This is a genomic window from Arthrospiribacter ruber (assembly GCF_019343195.1).
GTDB classification, from domain to species: domain Bacteria; phylum Bacteroidota; class Bacteroidia; order Cytophagales; family Cyclobacteriaceae; genus Arthrospiribacter; species Arthrospiribacter ruber.
Genome location: NZ_RPHB01000014.1, coordinates 15171 through 32313 on the forward strand (window position 1 = coordinate 15171; position 17143 = coordinate 32313).

Genomic DNA, 17143 nt, shown 5'->3' on the forward strand with positions numbered 1-17143 from the left:
TAGATATTTACTGAGGAATGCACCTTATTGATCTGGGGATTTTTATAGGCTATATGGTGGCCATGCTTGGTGTTGGGTACTATTTTATGAACCAAAACAAAAGCCAGGATGATTATTATGTAGGTGGGAGAAGTATCGGGAGTTGGCACATTGGCCTTTCTGTAGTCGCTACGGACGTAGGAGGCGGATTCTCAGTCGGCCTGGGTGGGCTAGGCTTTGTGATGGGGCTTTCCGGTAGCTGGATGCTTTTTACAGGATTATTGGGAGCTTGGCTGGCAGCTGTATTTTTGATTCCTAGGGTGAAGTCAGACAAAGCCTTCGCAAGTTTTTATACATTCCCTCAAATCTTTAAACACCTCTTTGACAAGAAGGTGGGTATTGTTGCTGCCATCATCTCGATGGTGGGCTATTTAGGGTTTACGTCTTCCCAGTTATTGGCAGGAGCTAAATTAGCTTCCGGAACATTTTTGGAGCTAAGCCTTACCCAAGCTTTGGTCATCATGGGTGTGATTGCAGTGGTTTATACTGTATTGGGCGGTCTTAAGGCAGTGATTTATACAGATACAGTGCAGTGGATTGTCCTGATGTTGGGTTTTATATTTATAGGACTTCCAGTGGCCTACTATCATGTAGGTGGTTGGGAAAGTATAAGGGCAACTCTTCCCGATGAATACTTTACTTTGACTAATCTGAGGTGGCAGGATTTTGCCAATTGGGGGATAACGATCCTGCCGATATGGTTCATAGGTATGACTTTGTATCAAAGGATTTTTGCCAGTCGGGATGAGAAATCTGCCAAGAAGGCCTGGTTTATCGCAGGATTGTTTGAATGGCCTATCATGGCTTTTATGGGAGTAGGCCTGGGTTTGCTTTCCAAGGTAGCCTTTGAGCAGGGGCTTTTGATCATAGATCTTGAAAATCTGGATCCGGAAATGGGTCTGCCAATTTTGCTAAGGACAATCTTACCGCCCGGAATATTGGGCTTGATGATGGCGGCCTATTTTTCTGCAGTGCTATCTACAGCGGATTCCTGCCTAATGGCCGCTTCCGGAAATTTGTCAACTGATATTTTTGGTAAATGGCTTAATGCAAAACCTGAAAAACTTCAGATTAGGTTTAGTCAGCTTTTTACCTTGATTTTAGGTATATTGGCATTAGTGGTGAGTATGCAGATGACCAATGTGCTGGAATTGATGCTTTACAGCTATGCCTTTATGGTCTCAGGCCTCTTGGTTCCCATACTTTTTGGATTGTTTACTGATAAAAGAGAGCCTTGGGCTGCGGTTGCTGCCATGATTTCAGGCGGGACAGTCACTGCGACATTGGGAGCCTTAGAGATAAATCTGCCATTTGGACTTGATCCAAATTTTTTCGGTCTATTTACCTCTTTAGCAATGTATTTGCTTGTTTATTATTCTAAAAGTAAGAAAAAACAAAATAAAGACAAAGTTTATGCTTAAAATAGAAACACTTTCAGCCATAGATCAAGCAACGTATCTGCAAAAAAAGGAAATAGCTGATTTTCTTTTCGATCACCTTGATCAGTATGGGGATCCACATTCAGATATCATGAAATGTTTGGATTATGCGCTGGATCAGGCAGTGGACAAGGGAGGTTTTGTGGTTTTGGCTCGGGAAAACGAATCTGTAGTCGGAGCAGTAGTCATGAACAAAACAGGAATGTCCGGTTATATTCCGGAAAATATTCTGGTGTATATTGCTGTAGATGCCTCTCAAAGAGGTAAAGGAGTTGGGAAAAAATTGATGGAGACGGCCATTGATCTAGCCAATGGTGATATCGCCCTTCATGTGGAGCCAGATAATCCTGCCAAAAAATTGTACGAAAAACTGGGCTTTACCAATAAGTACCTTGAAATGAGACTGAAGAAAGGATGAAGGAGGAAGGATGATGGATGAGGGAGGAAGGATGAAGGATGAAGGATGAAGGAAGAGGGAGGAAGGATGAGGGATGAGGGATGAGGGAGGAAGGATGGATTAGAAATGAGGGAGGAAATGTCCCAAGAACAATTTTAAATTTGAAGGGAAAATCAATCATTTGATTCGAAATCCCTACTTGGTACTTGGTACAAAGTAAACTACAAGTAACTACAAAACGAAAAACTAAAAATGGCCTATCTGACTTTACATAGACAAAAACTAACCGAAAACTTTGAATTCTTGAAAGGGATGTTTGAAAAGCATGATGTCTCTTGGGGGGTGGTTTCGAAGTTGTTTTGTGGGAATAGGAAATTTTTAAAGGAATTGATTCAATTGGGTGTGCGTGAAATCCATGATTCCCGGATTAGTAATCTTGCCAAAATCAAAGAGCTTAATCCGGAAGTTCAGACGGTATACATCAAGCCTGTATCTAAGCGTAATATTTCCAAAATGGTGATGTATGCAGATGTAAGTTTAAATAGTGAATTGAATTCCATTCGCTGGATCTCAGAGGAAGCGGTCAATCAGGGAAAAACACATAAAATCATCATCATGGTAGAGACAGGAGATTTGCGGGAAGGAGTGATGGGGGATCATTTAGTGGATTTTTACGCCCAAGTATTTGACTTGCCAAATATTGAAATCATCGGACTAGGTACCAATTTAAATTGCTTGAATGGCGTCATGCCTTCGACAGACAAGCTCATCCAATTGTCTTTGTATAAGCAGATTATAGAACTTAAATTCAATAAAACCATTCCTTGGGTTTCGGCCGGCACCTCTGTTACCATCCCTCTCATGCTTCATAAGCAGTTGCCGATGGGTATCAATCACTTCAGGGTGGGAGAGACCCTGTTTTTTGGTGTAGATCTTTTTGAAGAAAAGGTGATCGAGGGGATGCATGGGGATGTTTTTACCCTTTTTGCTGAAATAATAGAAATGCAGGAAAAGCCACTCCTGCCCACGGGGACTTTGGCTGCCAATCCTCAAGGAGATGTCATTCAGATTGATGAAAAGCTTTATGGAAGGTCATCTTTCAGGGCAATATTGGACATAGGACTCCTCGATGTAGATCCAAAATACCTGATTCCAGAGGATGGGGAATTTGAAATTCTTGGAGCGAGTTCGGACATGCTGATTCTCAATCTTGGAGAAAACCCCAAAAAGTACCAAGTTGGGGATACTGTTAAGTTTGGTCTGAAATACATGGGGGCATTGGGGATTTTGAATTCCAGCTACGTGGACAAAGTCGTCAGTGAATAGTAATTGAATATCAGTATGTTATAATTTTTTTGTTAAAAAATGTAATTGATTGGCATGGTATTGGGTTTTTGGTAGCCAAACCAATTATTATTTATATGAAAAAGTTAACGTTGATTTTTGCTGTCATGACGCTTTTTACATGGCATGCAAGTGCACAGTCAGAAGGTAGAGGCGGTCTTGGAGTCCGTGGTGGTGGTAATTTTTACACTTTCGGTGGAGGAGACATTTCCGATGACAATTATACCAACAGAACAGGGTTTCATTTAGGTCTTTATGCTACATTTTTTGTTGCAGAGTCTTTTGCCATTGAGCCTGGTGCATATTACTCGATGAAAGGTACCAGAAATGATGATTTTGTAAATTCCAGGGCCTTATTGGATTACATTGATGTGCCAGTGTTGGCCAGGCTTTACCTAACAGAGGGACTTAACCTATTTGCCGGACCTCAGCTTTCCTTTCTGGCATCTTCTTCATTCGAAGGTGATCTGTTTGGTTCGACGGTTAGCTTTGATACCAATAATGTGAGAGAAACTGATTATGGTGTAGTAGTCGGATTGGGTTACAATCTTCCCAAAGGTCTAAATGTACAGGGATCTTATAGCTATGGTATGGCACCAGTTTTTAAGAACAGTAATTCTGATGTTTACAACAGAGGATTTAATTTATCTGTTGGTCTGACATTCTAATTAAAAGTGTGAGCAATAATTGTTATCAGCCCGGTTGCTTCAGCCGGGCTGTTTCTTTTTAAAATTTTTTTTCTTCCATTGCATTGATCCATTCTTTGATCAGCTGTACTCCTTCCTCGTGTACTGATACCCTGCCGATTTCAGGCATTGCAGCACCAACTTGATTGGTGCCCATACGGAAGGTCATGATGGATTCGTCTGCTTTGCCGGGGTAAATGGCAAATTTGAAAGATCCTGCTCCAAATCCGGCTGCCACAGGAGTCTTGAAAACGCCAAGCTTCAAAGGGTCGCGCTCTTCATAATTCAGAAACAACCCGGAAGTGCTTGCAGGGCCTTCTGCTCTGTGGCAGTGAGCGCAATTGATGTCCAAATAAGCCATGGCCCGTAAATTGAGGTCTTTGCTTTTATCCGCATAATTTACCATGGAAGCAATATCATCAGGAGACTTATCCATTTCTAATATTCCGGATTCCTGCCATTGAACCAGTTGGTTTTTAGGGCCATTTCCGTAATCAAATGAATGATTGAGGTGCTTGGCTTTTACCCCAATGGGTACCATTTGCTCATTTACATTGTGGCAGCTTTTACACTGGTTTTTATTGGGGACTATGTAGTTAATCAATTGTTGTTTGCCGTCTTCGTCCTGCCATTTCACAGGAATTTCTGCGCCTATCACTTTATATTTTGCGTCCGTCTGCTCGTTGTTCCAGATATAAGGGAAAGCTTCCCAAGTTCCGTTTCTTTTGATCATCAGCCTGGTTTCTATCATTCTGATGTCCTTATCTGGCTGATTGAAGTCGGCAGGGTAAAAGAAATTTTTGATCAGAACAGTTTGGTCAGGAAAGTCCAGGCTACCTTCTATATCATCTTTTAGGCTAGCAGCTGCCCCCTCTGGCATCCAGATGAAACGCGACTTGTGGGCATAGTCTGTGAAAAGGGAAGAAGCAGGTTCGTAGGTTAAAACACCTTTCTGAGGCTTCATTTCTCTGATTTTTCCTGTAAAAAAACCATAATCAGAAAGCTTTTCAAAGGGCATGCTCTCAAAATCAAGTTTGGCAATATTTACTGCCGGAGCTTCCCAATTCCCATAGCTGATATCAGCTACTTCCAGATCTTCTTTTTCTGCCACTTTCTCCGCACAGCCCAAGAAGAATATGAGGACTGGTAAAAGACTTATTGAAAGGATATTTTTCATTTTTTATATAATCATAAATCTGCCAAACCACTTACGTCCGTTTCTATGCTTGTCTGACATTGGAATGGAGAGTAGTTTTTACTTGACCTTATGTTTTCTTCACCTTCCCAAAGGTCAAATAGTGTGAAGTGCAGTTTTTCTATACCATTTTCTTCTATACAAATTTTCATAGGATTGCTCTGAATGTTATCAGAGAGACTTTTATCCCAGAATCCATCATATACGATGTCCTGCGTTTTCCCTTTGCCATGTGCATTATAGACTGAAATCAGCTGCCCCATTTCTTTTGTCAGGTCAGGAATTTTCATGGTCCTCTGGTAATCGTTATTGTGGATGTAAATGTTGGAAGTATATGGCGACCAATTGGGGGCTTCGGCAGGGAATCCAGTAATATGGTAATTGGCTATGGCGATGCCTACAGTCTTATTTTTGTGAATTCTGTTGTTGTAAATTTCCACGTCTTTGGCTGCAAGTAATATTACTCCAGATCCTGGAGGTATCATTGTAACCGTATTTCCGTTGGGCTCATCGCTTAGCGGAGTGGCAAAATTGACATGATTGTTTGAAACGATGTCATTGTCATAGATTTTGGTTCCTTTTCCCTCAGATTTCGGAAGTCCTGGAAGGTTAAAGACAAGAATTCCGCCCGAATTATCTCTGGCTGTATTTCCAAATACTTCTGCATTGTCCGAATTTTCAATTTCTATACCTGCTACATTTCCAAAAGCAAGAGAGTTTTTGACTATGATGTTTTCGGACTGACCCACATATATTCCGGCATCTTTGGAATGTGAAGCGATGCATTCGTCTATCATGACGTTTTTACACTGAACGGGGTAAATGGCGTATGTCCCGTTTTTGGATTTGTCACCATTGGTCCAGGTGACATTTATCCGCTTAAATGTAATCCCATCGCTATGCTGGCTTTTGATGCCGTCTCCGGGAGCATCTTCTATGCTCAGGTCTTCGATTTTGACATTGTTGCCTACCAATTTTACCCCCTCACCTCCCGAGCGCAATTCCCGGAATGAAAGGACAGTTTTGTCCATTCCTGCTCCTTTTATGGTTATATTGTTTTTATTGTCCAATATCAGCTGGGTTTTGAAGTTGTAAAATCCAGGGGGTATATCTATGACATCCCCGTCATTGGCAAGCATAAAGGCTTCTACAACCTTGTCTACTTGATCCTGACTTGCTCTGGGCAGTTTACTGCTGTCGTAAGTCATTTCGGTAGTACTGCTGGTGCAGGAAAAAACACCCATAAAAAAGATAGATAGGAGCGTAAGTAAAGTCAATGTGTTATTTTTCATAGTATCAGGCATTTTGGGAAGAATAAAATTACTTAAAAACCTGAGCAAAATCATTTGACAAAAATCAAAAAAAATCAAATGTTGGCCCTGATCCTGCTTAGGGTCTCAATACTCATGTCCAGGTAGGAGGCAATTTGTCCCACGGAGGCTTTTTGGATAATCTCAGGTCGGCTATGGAGTAAGTTTAGGTAGCGTTCTTTGGTTGATTTAAACTTCGAAAATATCAACTCCTCTTCTATACGGATATAATAATGTTCCAGTACCAAGCGGTAAATGTGCTCTAACTTTTGATCCGTATGAAACAAATTCATCAGGTCTTTATGTTTGATGGCCCAAAGGGAAGCTTCTTCGATTGCTTCCACATTTTCGTAAGATGGTTGTTGAAGTATAAAACTGGACATGGAAGTGATAAAGTCTCCCTTTAAGCTGAAACTTATCGTGATGTCTTTTTCTTCACGGAGGTAGTAGCTTCTGATAAAGCCTTTTTCAACAAAAAATAGACAGTCAGCTACCTCCCCCGCTGTGATCAGCCTTTCCCCTTTATTTTTGCGGATTTTGAAACCGCTTTCCAAAAAAAGATTCAAAGATTTCTCACCTAAATCAGTAAACTTAAGTAGGGTTTCTGTTAATTTACTTGCGTTTTCAAGCATGGTTTTTGACTGACATTTCTAGTGGAAATAATACTATACTAAAAAAAAATATGAATATGAAAAAGCTATTACTGCTTTGTTTTGTCCTTTTTGGATTCTCAGCACTTCAAAACGTCCAGGCCCAATTGGGATTAAAGAGCGGGATGAATCTTTCCAACTTTAACGGTTACAGTTTTCAAAACCGATTGGCATTTAGGGTTGGAGCTTTTTATGGTCTGGAAGCTTTTGATAATGTGACCATTGAACCCGGGATTTATTTTTCCCAGAAGGGAATCAAGTCTGATGCAGAGGGTATCAGCGATAGACTGAGCTATATTGATGTGCCAGTGCTTTTCAGGTATGGATTTACTGAGAGGTTTGACGTGTTCGCAGGTCCACAGGCTTCGGTGTTGGCCACAAGAAGATATGAAAACCCGGATGGTGTGTCCAGAAACACTTCCACAATCAGAGGCTATGACCTGGCTGCTGTTTTGGGATTCGGATATGAGTTGCTTGAAGGTGTTGGAATTGAGTTTGGCTATGACTTTGGGCTGATCAGCCTCAATTATTTCGATACCAATGTAAAAAGCAGGGTGTTTCACTTTGCCCTGACCAAAACCTTCTAACTTTTAATACGGTTGGGGTTTTCGTCCAAAAATGCTTTCCAACCAGCTGTGCGGCCTCGGCTTTGTATTCTGCCATCATGAAAATGGTGGCAGACTGCCACGGCTAAAGCATCAGTTGCATCCAATAATTTCGGGAGTTCTTCGATTTTGAGCAGGGTTTTTAGCATTTCGGCAACTTGCTCCTTGGAGGCATTTCCGTTTCCCGTAACCGACTGTTTTACTTTTTTAGGAGAGTATTCCACAATAGGTATTTCTCTGGCCAAAGCCGCAGCCATAGCCACACCCTGAGCACGTCCCAGCTTGAGCATGGATTGGACATTTTGTCCAAAAAAGGGCGCCTCCAATGCCACAGCATCGGGATGATATTCGTCGATGAGGCCCGTAATTCTTTCAAAAATCTTCTTTAGCTTTAGTTCATGAGTACTGTATTTCTTCAGGTGAATGACTCCATATTGGATAGGCTTATACTTCTTTCCTTCCACTAAGATCAGACCATATCCCATGACATTTGTGCCGGGGTCTATGCCAAGAATTATTTTTTCGTTTGCTTCTTTTTTGGCTACTTTACTCATTACCGCAAGTTAAACCAATTCATGCTAACATTTTACTTTTTGGTGGGGATACTTTATGTGCTTATGATGGGCACACTTGCATATTTGTGGCGGTCAGAAGCTAAGGGAGATAAAAAAAAACAGGGGAATTATTCGGTGACTATAATTCTGCCTTTCAGGAATGAAGCCCATCACCTGCCTACAATTCTTGATTCAGTTTTCAGATTGGATTATGAAAGGTTTGAATTGATATTGGTAGATGACGGTTCAGATGACGGCTCTTGGGAACTAGCCAAGAATATTTTAGCAGCTTGTGTGAAAAATAATTTTTCATTCAGGTTAATCAAATCAGAAGGTGCCGGCAAAAAGGTGGCCCTCAATACAGGTATATCACAGGCGAAAGGAGAGATTATACTGACAACTGATGCTGATTGTAGATTGCCTGAGAACTGGCTTCATGTAATGACAGCAGAATTTTCCGAAGAAGGGGTTCATTTGGTGGCGGGGCCTGTGCTGACTCAAAATGGGACTGGTTTTTTCGATCATTTCCAACAAATTGAATGGGCAAGTATTCTATTGCTTTCCAAAGCAAGTGTGGATTTGGGAAATCCGCTCATGTGCAGCGGAGCCAACCTGGCTTTCAGGAAATCGGCTTTTGAGGCTGTAGAGGGCTATCAGGGGAATTTTGAGCACTTGTCAGGTGACGATGAATTTCTGCTGAAAAAGGTGGTCAGGAAATACGGAGCCAAAGCAGTGTTCTATCAACATACCCCTGACGCAGTGGTGGTGACTGTTCCTCAAAGATCATTGAAAAGTCTTTTTTCCCAGAGATTCCGCTGGGCTTCCAAATGGAAGATGCACAAAAGCTGGGTGCATGCCTTGTCTGCTTTGGTGCCGGTTTTATTTCAGCTGATTTTCCTTTCAGCTGTATTTCTTGTGGGACTCGGATATGGGGGTTTAGCGTTGCTCTCCCTACTCCTTCTTTCAAAAATCCTGGGCGAGTGGTACGCTTTGTCAACCGTATTGGATTTTTATGGAAGGAAAATTTCTTTTTGGAGTTTTTTCAAAACAAGTTGCATCCATCCGTTCTTTGTACTGGGGGTGGTGATAGGAGTATTAATTGGAAAATTTGATTGGAAGGGAAGAAATTCTTCTTTTAAGCCTTAATTTAGTGCCGGAAAACGAAATAAAATGACGGACGAAGAGTTTGATGTAATAGACGAGCTTTACTTTGTACAGCACTTCAGCTACCTGAAAGAAAGTCTGGGCTGGGAAGAACAGTTGATTTTGCAGACACTCAGTAGCCTTCAGGAAAAAGGTTATATCAAATGTCTGACTGCTCCGGATGAGGAGGTTTTTGAAAAAATAGATCTTTTGGAACAGGGGAGGAAATTGTACTTCCTTGCTACTAAAAAAGGTCTGATGGAACATAACGCACTATAAATTGACACCAACTACAGTAGCATATCAGAAGAAGGAATTGGAGCTCAAAGCTCTTCTTGAAATCACTCAGGCAATCAATGAAAATAAGCCTGCAGCGGTGTTGTTGGATATTTTTAAGTTTACCTGCCTGGTCCATCTCAATATCAGGTCTATACTTCTCTATATGATCCATCAGGATCATTACGAAAAAAAAATCAGCCACGGGGTAAAAAGTACCATACCTGAAGCCATACCTGAGCAGAACGTGGAATATGATAAAATAGAAGGCAAACTCAACATACATGTAGGGCCCGGATATTCCTTTGGAGAGCTGGAGAATTACCTGCCTGTTTTTCACAAAGATAAGATGCTTGCCATCCTCTTTTTGAAAAAGAAGGACGAGATGGAGGAGCTCGATCTTAATTTCACCCAAGCACTTACCAATATTATGGTGGTGGCATTGGAAAACAAGCGTTTTGCCAAAAAGCAACTTGAGCAGGAACGGTTGAAAAAGGAAGTGGAAATCGCCTCCAATGTGCAGAGGATGCTATTCCCTTCAGTGCTTCCACAAACGGAAAAGCTAAAAGCCAAAGTAACCTATGTTCCACATTCTACAGTGGGGGGGGATTACTATGACCTGATCCAAAAGTCAGAGGAGGAGGTGTTTTTCTGCATCGCCGATGTATCAGGAAAAGGAATGCCGGCAGCCCTGCTGATGTCCAACTTCCAGGCCGCACTGAGAACCTTGCTCAGGAGCAGCTCTGATTTGAAAATGATCGTAGAACAGCTCAACTTTACCATCTATGACAATACCAAGGGGGAGAAGTTCATTACCTTTTTCCTTGGACACTATAATTATAAGAAGCGAGAGCTGATCTATGTAAATGCCGGGCATAATCCTCCGATTCTTTGTTGGGAAGGCGAAAAAAGAAGTGAATTATTGGGTGCAGGGACCACTATTCTTGGAGCTTTCGATACCCTTCCGTTTTTGGAAGTGGGGAAAAGAGAACACCTCAAAGGTTTTACGATCCACCTATACACGGATGGTTTGACCGAGAGCTTCAATCAACAAGAGGAAGAATATGGAGACCAAAGGTTCAATCAGTTTGTAAAGAGTCAGTTGTGTGTAGACCCTGACTACTTTCATGATACCTTCTTTGAAGAATTGAAGATGTTTTCCGCAGGAGGACAGCAGCGTGACGATGTGACTTTACTCAGTTTGAGATTCAAATAGCCATGGTCCTTATTCACCATGTCCCTTCTTTGATACCAGCCGTTTTTTCAAAATTACTGTGGCATAAAGAAAGGGATCAGAATAGAATTTACCTGACCTTTGACGATGGGCCTGTGCCGGGTGTGACAGATTTTGTTTTGGATGAATTGGGTAAAAGAGATCAAAAAGCCACTTTTTTTATGGTAGGGGACAATGTCCGGAAGCATCCTGAGTTGGCAGAAAAAATCGGGAAGTCTCCTCATGGTGTAGGTAATCATACTTATCACCATTTGGATGGTTTCAGGACACCCAATAAACAATATTACAAGGATGTAATGGATTGTTCCACTGTGCTTCAGGAAACCGTCGGGAGAGATGTACAGCTTTTCAGGCCTCCTTACGGAAGGATTACTGTATCCCAACAAAGGATGCTTGAAGGTGATTTTCAACTGGTCATGTGGGATGTGCTTTCTGGGGATTATGATCCGGATATTTCTCCAAAAAAATGCCTGTCAAAAACCAAAAAATATTCCAGAAAGGGCTCTATAGTTCTTTTTCATGACCAGCTCAAGACGGATCAAATGATCCGGAAGATTTTGCCGCAGTATTTGGATTTTATACAAAATCAAGGTTTCGAAACTGCGGTACTATGATGGAGCTTGCTGGGGTGATAATTGGGCTACTTCTGATCCAAGACCTGGCCTTGACGCTTCTCTTGGAATTCAATTACAAGATTTTCAGCCATGAAGTAAGGACTTGGCCGCCAGTAAGCATTCTGCTCCCTAGTAGAGATGAGGAGGAGAATCTTCCTGAATGTCTTGAAGCATTGGCAAACTTGGATTATCCTCCTGAAAAGTTACAGATCATATTAGGGAATGATCAGAGTAGCGACAGGACTGCCCAGATCCTTCAAGCCTGGGTGGCACAGAGTGAACTTAATGCGCGGTATATTGAAATATCCATGACATCCGTAAAGCTAAACGGAAAAGCCAAGGCATTGGCTCAAATGTGCAGGCTTGCCGAAGGTGATCTTTTATTGTTTACCGATGCGGATTGCAGGCCTAAGCCTGCTTGGGTAAAGGCTATGGTGACAGCGCAGCTATCTTCGGATGCGGGAATTGTAACTGGTGTTACGCAGGTCAGGGGAAAGAACCTTTTTACCAGGCTTCAAGGATTGGATTGGTGGCTTACCTTAGGGATGGTCAAAACCATGTCAGACTTAGGACTTAAATTAACCTCAATGGGCAACAATATGTTGGTGAGCAAAGAGGCTTATGATGCAGTTGGAGGTTTTGAAGGTATTCCTTTTTCTCTAACAGAAGATTTTGAAATGGCCAAACAGGTGGCTAAGAAGGGGTTTTTATCGGTTCATCTTACCTCAAAAGACAATCTTATACTTACTGAACCTAAAAGTAGTTTTGTGGAGTTGTTGTCCCAAAGAAAGCGATGGATGACAGGAGCGATGACCTTGCCTTTAGCCTGGAAAATATTGCTGGGACTTCAGGTACTTTTTTTCCCATCAATTTTGATTTTTATTGTTTTACATCCTTTTGAAGGAATTTTGGTATGGCTTGCAAAAGTGATTGTTCAGGGTTTATTTATTTATCGATTTGCTTCAAAAACAGGAGTTAGAATAGGGATAAGATATTTGTTTCTTTTTGAATTATATTATTTGATCACCTCATGGTCCACAATTGTTTATTATTTTTGGCCTGCCAAAACGGACTGGAAAGGAAGAAAATACGGATGAAGTTTACAGATACACACGCACATATATATTCGAAGAAGTACGACAATGACCGTGAAGAGGTAGTCAGGAGGTCTATTGAGCTCGGGGTGGAAAAGATATACATGCCCAATATTGATGTGGAGTCCATTGATGCCATGCTGGAGGCCGAACTCAAATATCCTGGAGTTTGTATTCCTATGATGGGATTGCATCCATGTGATGTCAAGAAGGATTTTGAGAAATCTCTCTATGTCATGGAAGAATGGATCAGCAAGAGGGAATTTGCTGCCATAGGAGAAACAGGCCTGGACCTATATTGGGACAAAACCTTCTTTGAGCAGCAAAAAGAAGCATTGAAGATTCAGGTACAATGGGCAAAGCAAAAAAAATGGCCAATTGTCCTGCACTGCCGGGAGTCCATGGAGGAAACTATCGCTATCATCAAAGAAGAAGCGCACGAAGACTTGAAGGGAATATTTCACTGTTTTTCGGGAACTGTTGAGCAGGCAAAAGAGATTGTATCTCTGGGTTTCCTTTTGGGAATAGGGGGAGTCTCTACCTATAAGAATGGGGGATTGGATAAGGTTCTTCCTGAAATCGGGATAGAACATTTGGTTTTGGAGACAGATGGGCCCTACCTTGCCCCAGTGCCACACCGTGGTAAGAGGAATTCACCTGAATACATTCCATTGATCGCCCAGAGAATAGGGGATGTTTTGGAAACCGGGCTGGAGGAAATTTCTTCCCATACCCAGGCTAATTCACATCGTATTTTTCATCATTTCTGACATGAACTACAAAATAGTAAGGTTAAATACAGTTGCAAAAAGTGAGGTCACCTCTTCTATATTGATCATCTACACAGGGGGGACCTTGGGGATGGCTTATGATAGAACAGGGGCATTGGTTCCTTTTAATTTTGGTCAAATTCTGGAGAAGATTCCAAACCTGACCAATATGAATATTGCCATTACGGTGATATCATTCCCTGAACCGATAGATTCTTCCAATGTCAACTTGCATCATTGGGTGGATATGGCCTATATCATATATGAAAATTACGACAGCTATGATGGTTTTGTGATTCTTCATGGTACGGATACTATGGCTTATTCAGCTTCTATGCTGAGCTATATGCTGAAGGGTCTGAGCAAGCCTGTGGTCTTTACGGGAGCCCAGCTTCCGATTTCTGCTATGCGTTCGGATGCCAGGGAAAATTTGATGACTGCTTTGGAAATCGCCACCTCAAAAGCCAATGGTAAACCCATTGTGCCGGAAGTTTGTATTTTTTTCAACCACATGCTATTGAGGGGAAACAGATCGAAAAAGGTGCAGAGTGTGCATTTTGATGCGTTTGAATCGGAAAATTACCCGCCTTTGGCAGAGTCAGGGATCATCATTGACTACAATTATGCAGCTATCAAGCCATTTGAAGAAGGGATGAAACTGGAGTATTTCTCCCAGCTGGACAATAATGTGATGGTGATCAAATTGTTCCCAGGGATTACTTCCAAAGTGCTGGACTCATGTTTTGAAACCAAAGGACTTAAGGGAGTGGTGTTGGAGACGTATGGATCAGGCAATAGTCCCAGTGAAAAGTGGTTTTTGGAATCTTTAGAAAAGGCGATTGCTAAGGGTATTATTGTGCTGAACGTGTCCCAATGCAATGGTGGAAGGGTAATACAGGGCAGGTATGAAACCAGCAAGGACCTATTAAGGATAGGAGTTTTGAGTGGAGGAGATATTACAACAGAGGCAGCGATTACCAAAATGATGTTTTTGTTGGCAAATGAGAAGAATGAGGCAGAAGTACGTAGGAAACTTGTACAGCCCATAGCAGGAGAAATGTCATTAACGGGAGTTTCTTTAGGTTGATTTTTTGAAAATCGTTTGCTTGGGCATGATTTAATTTATTTCTTTGCACTCCGTTAAGGAAGACCCATACACAGAGAGGTGTCCGAGTGGTTGAAGGAGCACGCCTGGAAAGCGTGTATACCCCTAAAGGGTATCGAGGGTTCGAATCCCTTCCTCTCTGCAAGTTTAGTTTTCAAATCTTTCAAAATAACCCTTGACCAAACAAGGAGAAGGTTCGGAAAACAAATTTTAAGCTGAGAAAAGTGCCTTACAGGCCTTTAAACGCAGATTTTCAATAATATTTACAAAAATTAAATGAAAAAGCCCGCATCGATGAGATGCGGGCTTTTTTCGTTTTGCCTCGGAAAGCATCAAAATTTTCAATTTTCCCTAAATTTCATGGGAGTCTTCTGGTGAGTCTTTCAGTTTTGAAAAATGACTCACCAGAACACGTTTAAATAATTGAAAATCAACGTGTTTGACTAATGAACATCTTGAAAAAATGACTCACTGGATAGTACTTTAGAACACTAAACAGTAAGAAAATGATAGAAAAAAGTTTTAGTATTCTCTTTTACCTAAAAGGCTCGAAAAATAAAAAGAGAAAGGAAAAGCATGTATATGTCAGAATCACGGTGGATTACAAGCGGGTGGAGCTTTCTACAAAGGTGACCTGTGAGCCTTGCGAATGGAATAGTGCAGCAGGAAGGGTCAAAGGAAAAAGTGAAAAAGCAAGACTGCTTAATGGGCTCCTTGACTCCTATCAGATGAAAATCTATCAGGCCAGAAAACAGCTGATGGACTTGGATAAGGATGTGACGGCCGAAAGGATTAAAAATATGCTGATCGGAAAAGCTGAGGATAGGCGTTTGATCCTTGAGATCTTTGAATCCCACAATCAAGACATGGAAGCACTGGTGGGAAACGAATTTGCGCCGGGGACAATGGAGAGATATAGAACTTCTCTTGAGCATACCAGATCATTTATTCGCTGGAAGTATGGCAAGGATGATATGGAGCTTAAATATCTTGACTATGAATTTATAAGTCAGTATTCTTTCTGGCTGAAATCAGTGAGAGGATGTGCCCATAACACAACAGTAAAATACTTGGCCAACTTTAAGAAAATTGTCCTTAACTGTGTGAAAAACGGATGGCTTCAAAGAGATCCTTTTATGGGTTTTAAGATGGTGAAAAAAGAAGTAAGGCGCGAAACCCTTAGCAAAGAAGAGCTTAAGAATATATCAGAAAAGGACTTTACCATTGAAAGACTGGATCAGGTAAGAGATATTTTTGTTTTCAGCTGTTATACCGGTCTTGCATACATTGATGTCAAGAACCTCAAAAGAACCCAGATTATAATCGGTATTGACGGTGAAAAGTGGATAGAGACCAAAAGACAAAAGACAGAGGCCCCCATCAGGATCCCTATACTTCCTGTAGCTTTGCGGATCATAGAGAAATACAAAGATCATCCTAAATGTATTCATGAAGATGCCCTACTTCCGGTGCCCAGTAACCAGAAGATGAATGCCTACCTGAAAGAAATAGCTGATCTTTGTGGGGTGAGAAAGGAGCTGACCTTCCACATTGCCAGACATACTTTTGCTACTACCATAACTTTAAGTAATGGGGTGCCTATTGAGACAGTCTCCAAACTCTTGGGGCATAGGTCTTTGAAACAGACCCAACATTATGCAAAGATCCTTGATGGAAAAATCAGTGAAGATATGCTGGCTCTCAAATCGAAGTTGGATAAGTAGGACTTGCTGAAAAACCCCAACTGGAGAATAAATTCTTTAAATTTTGATGAATACCCCGTTTGACAAGTATTTTCCTTTGATGAGTATACGCTTCATTGCACGTAGCTATAGATTGTTTTGAACCAGTTCTTTCTGCTAAATTTTAATCAAAATTTGATTATAAAGCTACTTTTTCTCCCGATTTTCGGGACAGGCTTTGATGAAAAAGTAGCCAAAAAATCAAGAATTTCGAATTCCCGAGAAAATCGGGACAGGCTCTATCCACGCTCAAGGCCTGCGCTGGCCCGGTCGAAATTCATCCCACCCTCCAATACCCAAATTTACTGTTAAAAGTAAAGTTGGCGGTTTGGCTCTTAAGGTTTAACGTGCAAGGATCCGGATACTCATATTTCCTTTTAAGCAGGTGCATGCTTATTCAATGATCTAGCTTGATTTCCGTGCTCCTTAAAATTTCAAAATCCGAAATTTTAAGGCTAGTCTCAAGCATGCCATCTTCTTCATTGGGCTCATTCGAAGTATAAGCATACATCTTCAATCGCCCGCTTCGAATCTGGCATACCTGAGACTTTTTCAGCAAGCCCTAATTAAAAGTACTTATTGAGAACTGGAATTACAAATTCCAAAAATAAGAAGGTTGGGAAGAACGTTAAGAATAGCTTCAGTGAAGTTATTTAGCGAGTAGCCAGAAGGTAGAGTGGGCAAACTACACCTAGCCCCCTGCAAATCTTCACCCAGCTGGGGATAAGTGGATACGGAAAGAGGATGGTGGGCCGTGGATGAGATGAGGTGAATACGGAGGGGATTTTCAATCGTGGATTTGTGGGGTTGTAATACTTTGGTGATTAAGGAAGTAAGTACATCAGTTCTAGTTTTGGATGGCTAGAAAACCATACTTTAAGGTGATGGACATGGTGGAATCTTACATTACTTACAACATTTTACATTTTGGAATTATCTCTGTAAA

17 protein-coding genes and 1 tRNA gene are annotated in these 17143 nt (G+C 41.4%); 14 read left to right on the forward strand and 4 right to left on the reverse strand.

The window, feature by feature from the left end:
• The first annotated feature begins 17 nt into the window (after positions 1-17).
• From EGN73_RS21450 to EGN73_RS21465, 4 genes are all read left to right on the forward strand, one after another.
• Positions 18-1460: a sodium:solute symporter family protein gene (locus tag EGN73_RS21450; protein ID WP_219294094.1), complete on the forward strand. Its 1443-nt coding sequence runs from the start codon at positions 18-20 to the stop codon at positions 1458-1460.
• Positions 1453-1896 (forward strand): GNAT family N-acetyltransferase, encoded by a 444-nt coding sequence (locus EGN73_RS21455; RefSeq protein ID WP_219294095.1) that lies wholly within the window; start codon positions 1453-1455, stop codon positions 1894-1896. Before EGN73_RS21450 ends, EGN73_RS21455 begins: the two co-directional genes overlap by 8 nt.
• Positions 1897-2127: 231 nt before the next feature.
• Complete coding sequence (locus EGN73_RS21460; protein WP_219294096.1) at positions 2128-3201, forward strand: alanine racemase; 1074 nt, start codon at positions 2128-2130, stop codon at positions 3199-3201.
• A gap of 95 nt (positions 3202-3296) precedes the next feature.
• Positions 3297-3887, forward strand: a complete 591-nt coding sequence (locus tag EGN73_RS21465; RefSeq protein WP_219294097.1) for a porin family protein — start codon at positions 3297-3299, stop codon at positions 3885-3887.
• Between the two features lie 58 nt (positions 3888-3945).
• Here EGN73_RS21465 and EGN73_RS21470 read toward each other — a convergent pair whose 3' ends face one another.
• From EGN73_RS21470 to EGN73_RS21480, 3 genes are all read right to left on the reverse strand, one after another.
• The gene (locus EGN73_RS21470; protein ID WP_219294098.1) at positions 3946-5082 is read right to left on the reverse strand and encodes an SO2930 family diheme c-type cytochrome; all 1137 of its coding nucleotides are present in this window, start codon (positions 5080-5082) and stop codon (positions 3946-3948) included.
• An 11-nt stretch (positions 5083-5093) separates the two neighbouring features.
• Positions 5094-6392, reverse strand: a complete 1299-nt coding sequence (locus EGN73_RS21475) for a parallel beta-helix domain-containing protein (RefSeq protein WP_219294099.1) — start codon at positions 6390-6392, stop codon at positions 5094-5096.
• A gap of 74 nt (positions 6393-6466) precedes the next feature.
• Entirely contained in the window at positions 6467-7042 is a 576-nt protein-coding gene (locus EGN73_RS21480; protein WP_219294100.1) for a Crp/Fnr family transcriptional regulator, read from the reverse strand.
• A gap of 56 nt (positions 7043-7098) precedes the next feature.
• Between EGN73_RS21480 and EGN73_RS21485 the strand changes: the two genes are divergently transcribed.
• A complete protein-coding gene (locus EGN73_RS21485; RefSeq protein ID WP_219294102.1) occupies positions 7099-7647 on the forward strand; it encodes a porin family protein in 549 nt (182 codons plus the stop codon).
• Here the strand turns inward: EGN73_RS21485 and ruvC are convergent.
• A complete protein-coding gene (ruvC, locus tag EGN73_RS21490; RefSeq protein WP_219294104.1) occupies positions 7644-8219 on the reverse strand; it encodes a crossover junction endodeoxyribonuclease RuvC in 576 nt (191 codons plus the stop codon). The two genes, EGN73_RS21485 and ruvC, sit on opposite strands and share 4 nt — an antisense overlap.
• 21 nt (positions 8220-8240) lie before the next feature.
• Here ruvC and EGN73_RS21495 point away from each other — a divergent pair, with 21 nt between their 5' ends.
• The 9 genes from EGN73_RS21495 (at position 8241) to EGN73_RS21535 (ending at position 16179) form a co-directional block, all read left to right on the forward strand.
• A complete protein-coding gene (locus EGN73_RS21495; RefSeq protein WP_219294106.1) occupies positions 8241-9365 on the forward strand; it encodes a glycosyltransferase in 1125 nt (374 codons plus the stop codon).
• Between the two features lie 24 nt (positions 9366-9389).
• Positions 9390-9641 (forward strand): hypothetical protein, encoded by a 252-nt coding sequence (locus EGN73_RS21500; protein WP_219294108.1) that lies wholly within the window; start codon positions 9390-9392, stop codon positions 9639-9641.
• Position 9642: 1 nt separating this feature from the next.
• A complete protein-coding gene (locus EGN73_RS21505) occupies positions 9643-10854 on the forward strand; it encodes a PP2C family protein-serine/threonine phosphatase (protein WP_219294110.1) in 1212 nt (403 codons plus the stop codon).
• Positions 10855-10856: 2 nt separating this feature from the next.
• Positions 10857-11486 carry a polysaccharide deacetylase family protein gene (locus tag EGN73_RS21510; RefSeq protein WP_219294112.1) on the forward strand — a complete coding sequence of 210 codons (630 nt, stop codon included), beginning with the start codon at positions 10857-10859 and terminating at the stop codon, positions 11484-11486.
• Positions 11483-12583 carry a glycosyltransferase gene (locus EGN73_RS21515; protein ID WP_219294114.1) on the forward strand — a complete coding sequence of 367 codons (1101 nt, stop codon included), beginning with the start codon at positions 11483-11485 and terminating at the stop codon, positions 12581-12583. The genes EGN73_RS21510 and EGN73_RS21515 overlap by 4 nt, the downstream gene beginning before the upstream one ends.
• Positions 12580-13350: a TatD family hydrolase gene (locus tag EGN73_RS21520; protein WP_219294116.1), complete on the forward strand. Its 771-nt coding sequence runs from the start codon at positions 12580-12582 to the stop codon at positions 13348-13350. The genes EGN73_RS21515 and EGN73_RS21520 overlap by 4 nt, the downstream gene beginning before the upstream one ends.
• Position 13351: 1 nt before the next feature.
• Positions 13352-14437 carry an asparaginase gene (locus EGN73_RS21525; RefSeq protein ID WP_219294117.1) on the forward strand — a complete coding sequence of 362 codons (1086 nt, stop codon included), beginning with the start codon at positions 13352-13354 and terminating at the stop codon, positions 14435-14437.
• 72 nt (positions 14438-14509) lie between these two features.
• Positions 14510-14597, forward strand: a tRNA-Ser gene (locus EGN73_RS21530).
• Positions 14598-14961: 364 nt separating this feature from the next.
• The gene (locus EGN73_RS21535; RefSeq protein ID WP_219294118.1) at positions 14962-16179 is read left to right on the forward strand and encodes a site-specific integrase; all 1218 of its coding nucleotides are present in this window, start codon (positions 14962-14964) and stop codon (positions 16177-16179) included.
• Positions 16180-17143 lie beyond the last annotated feature (964 nt).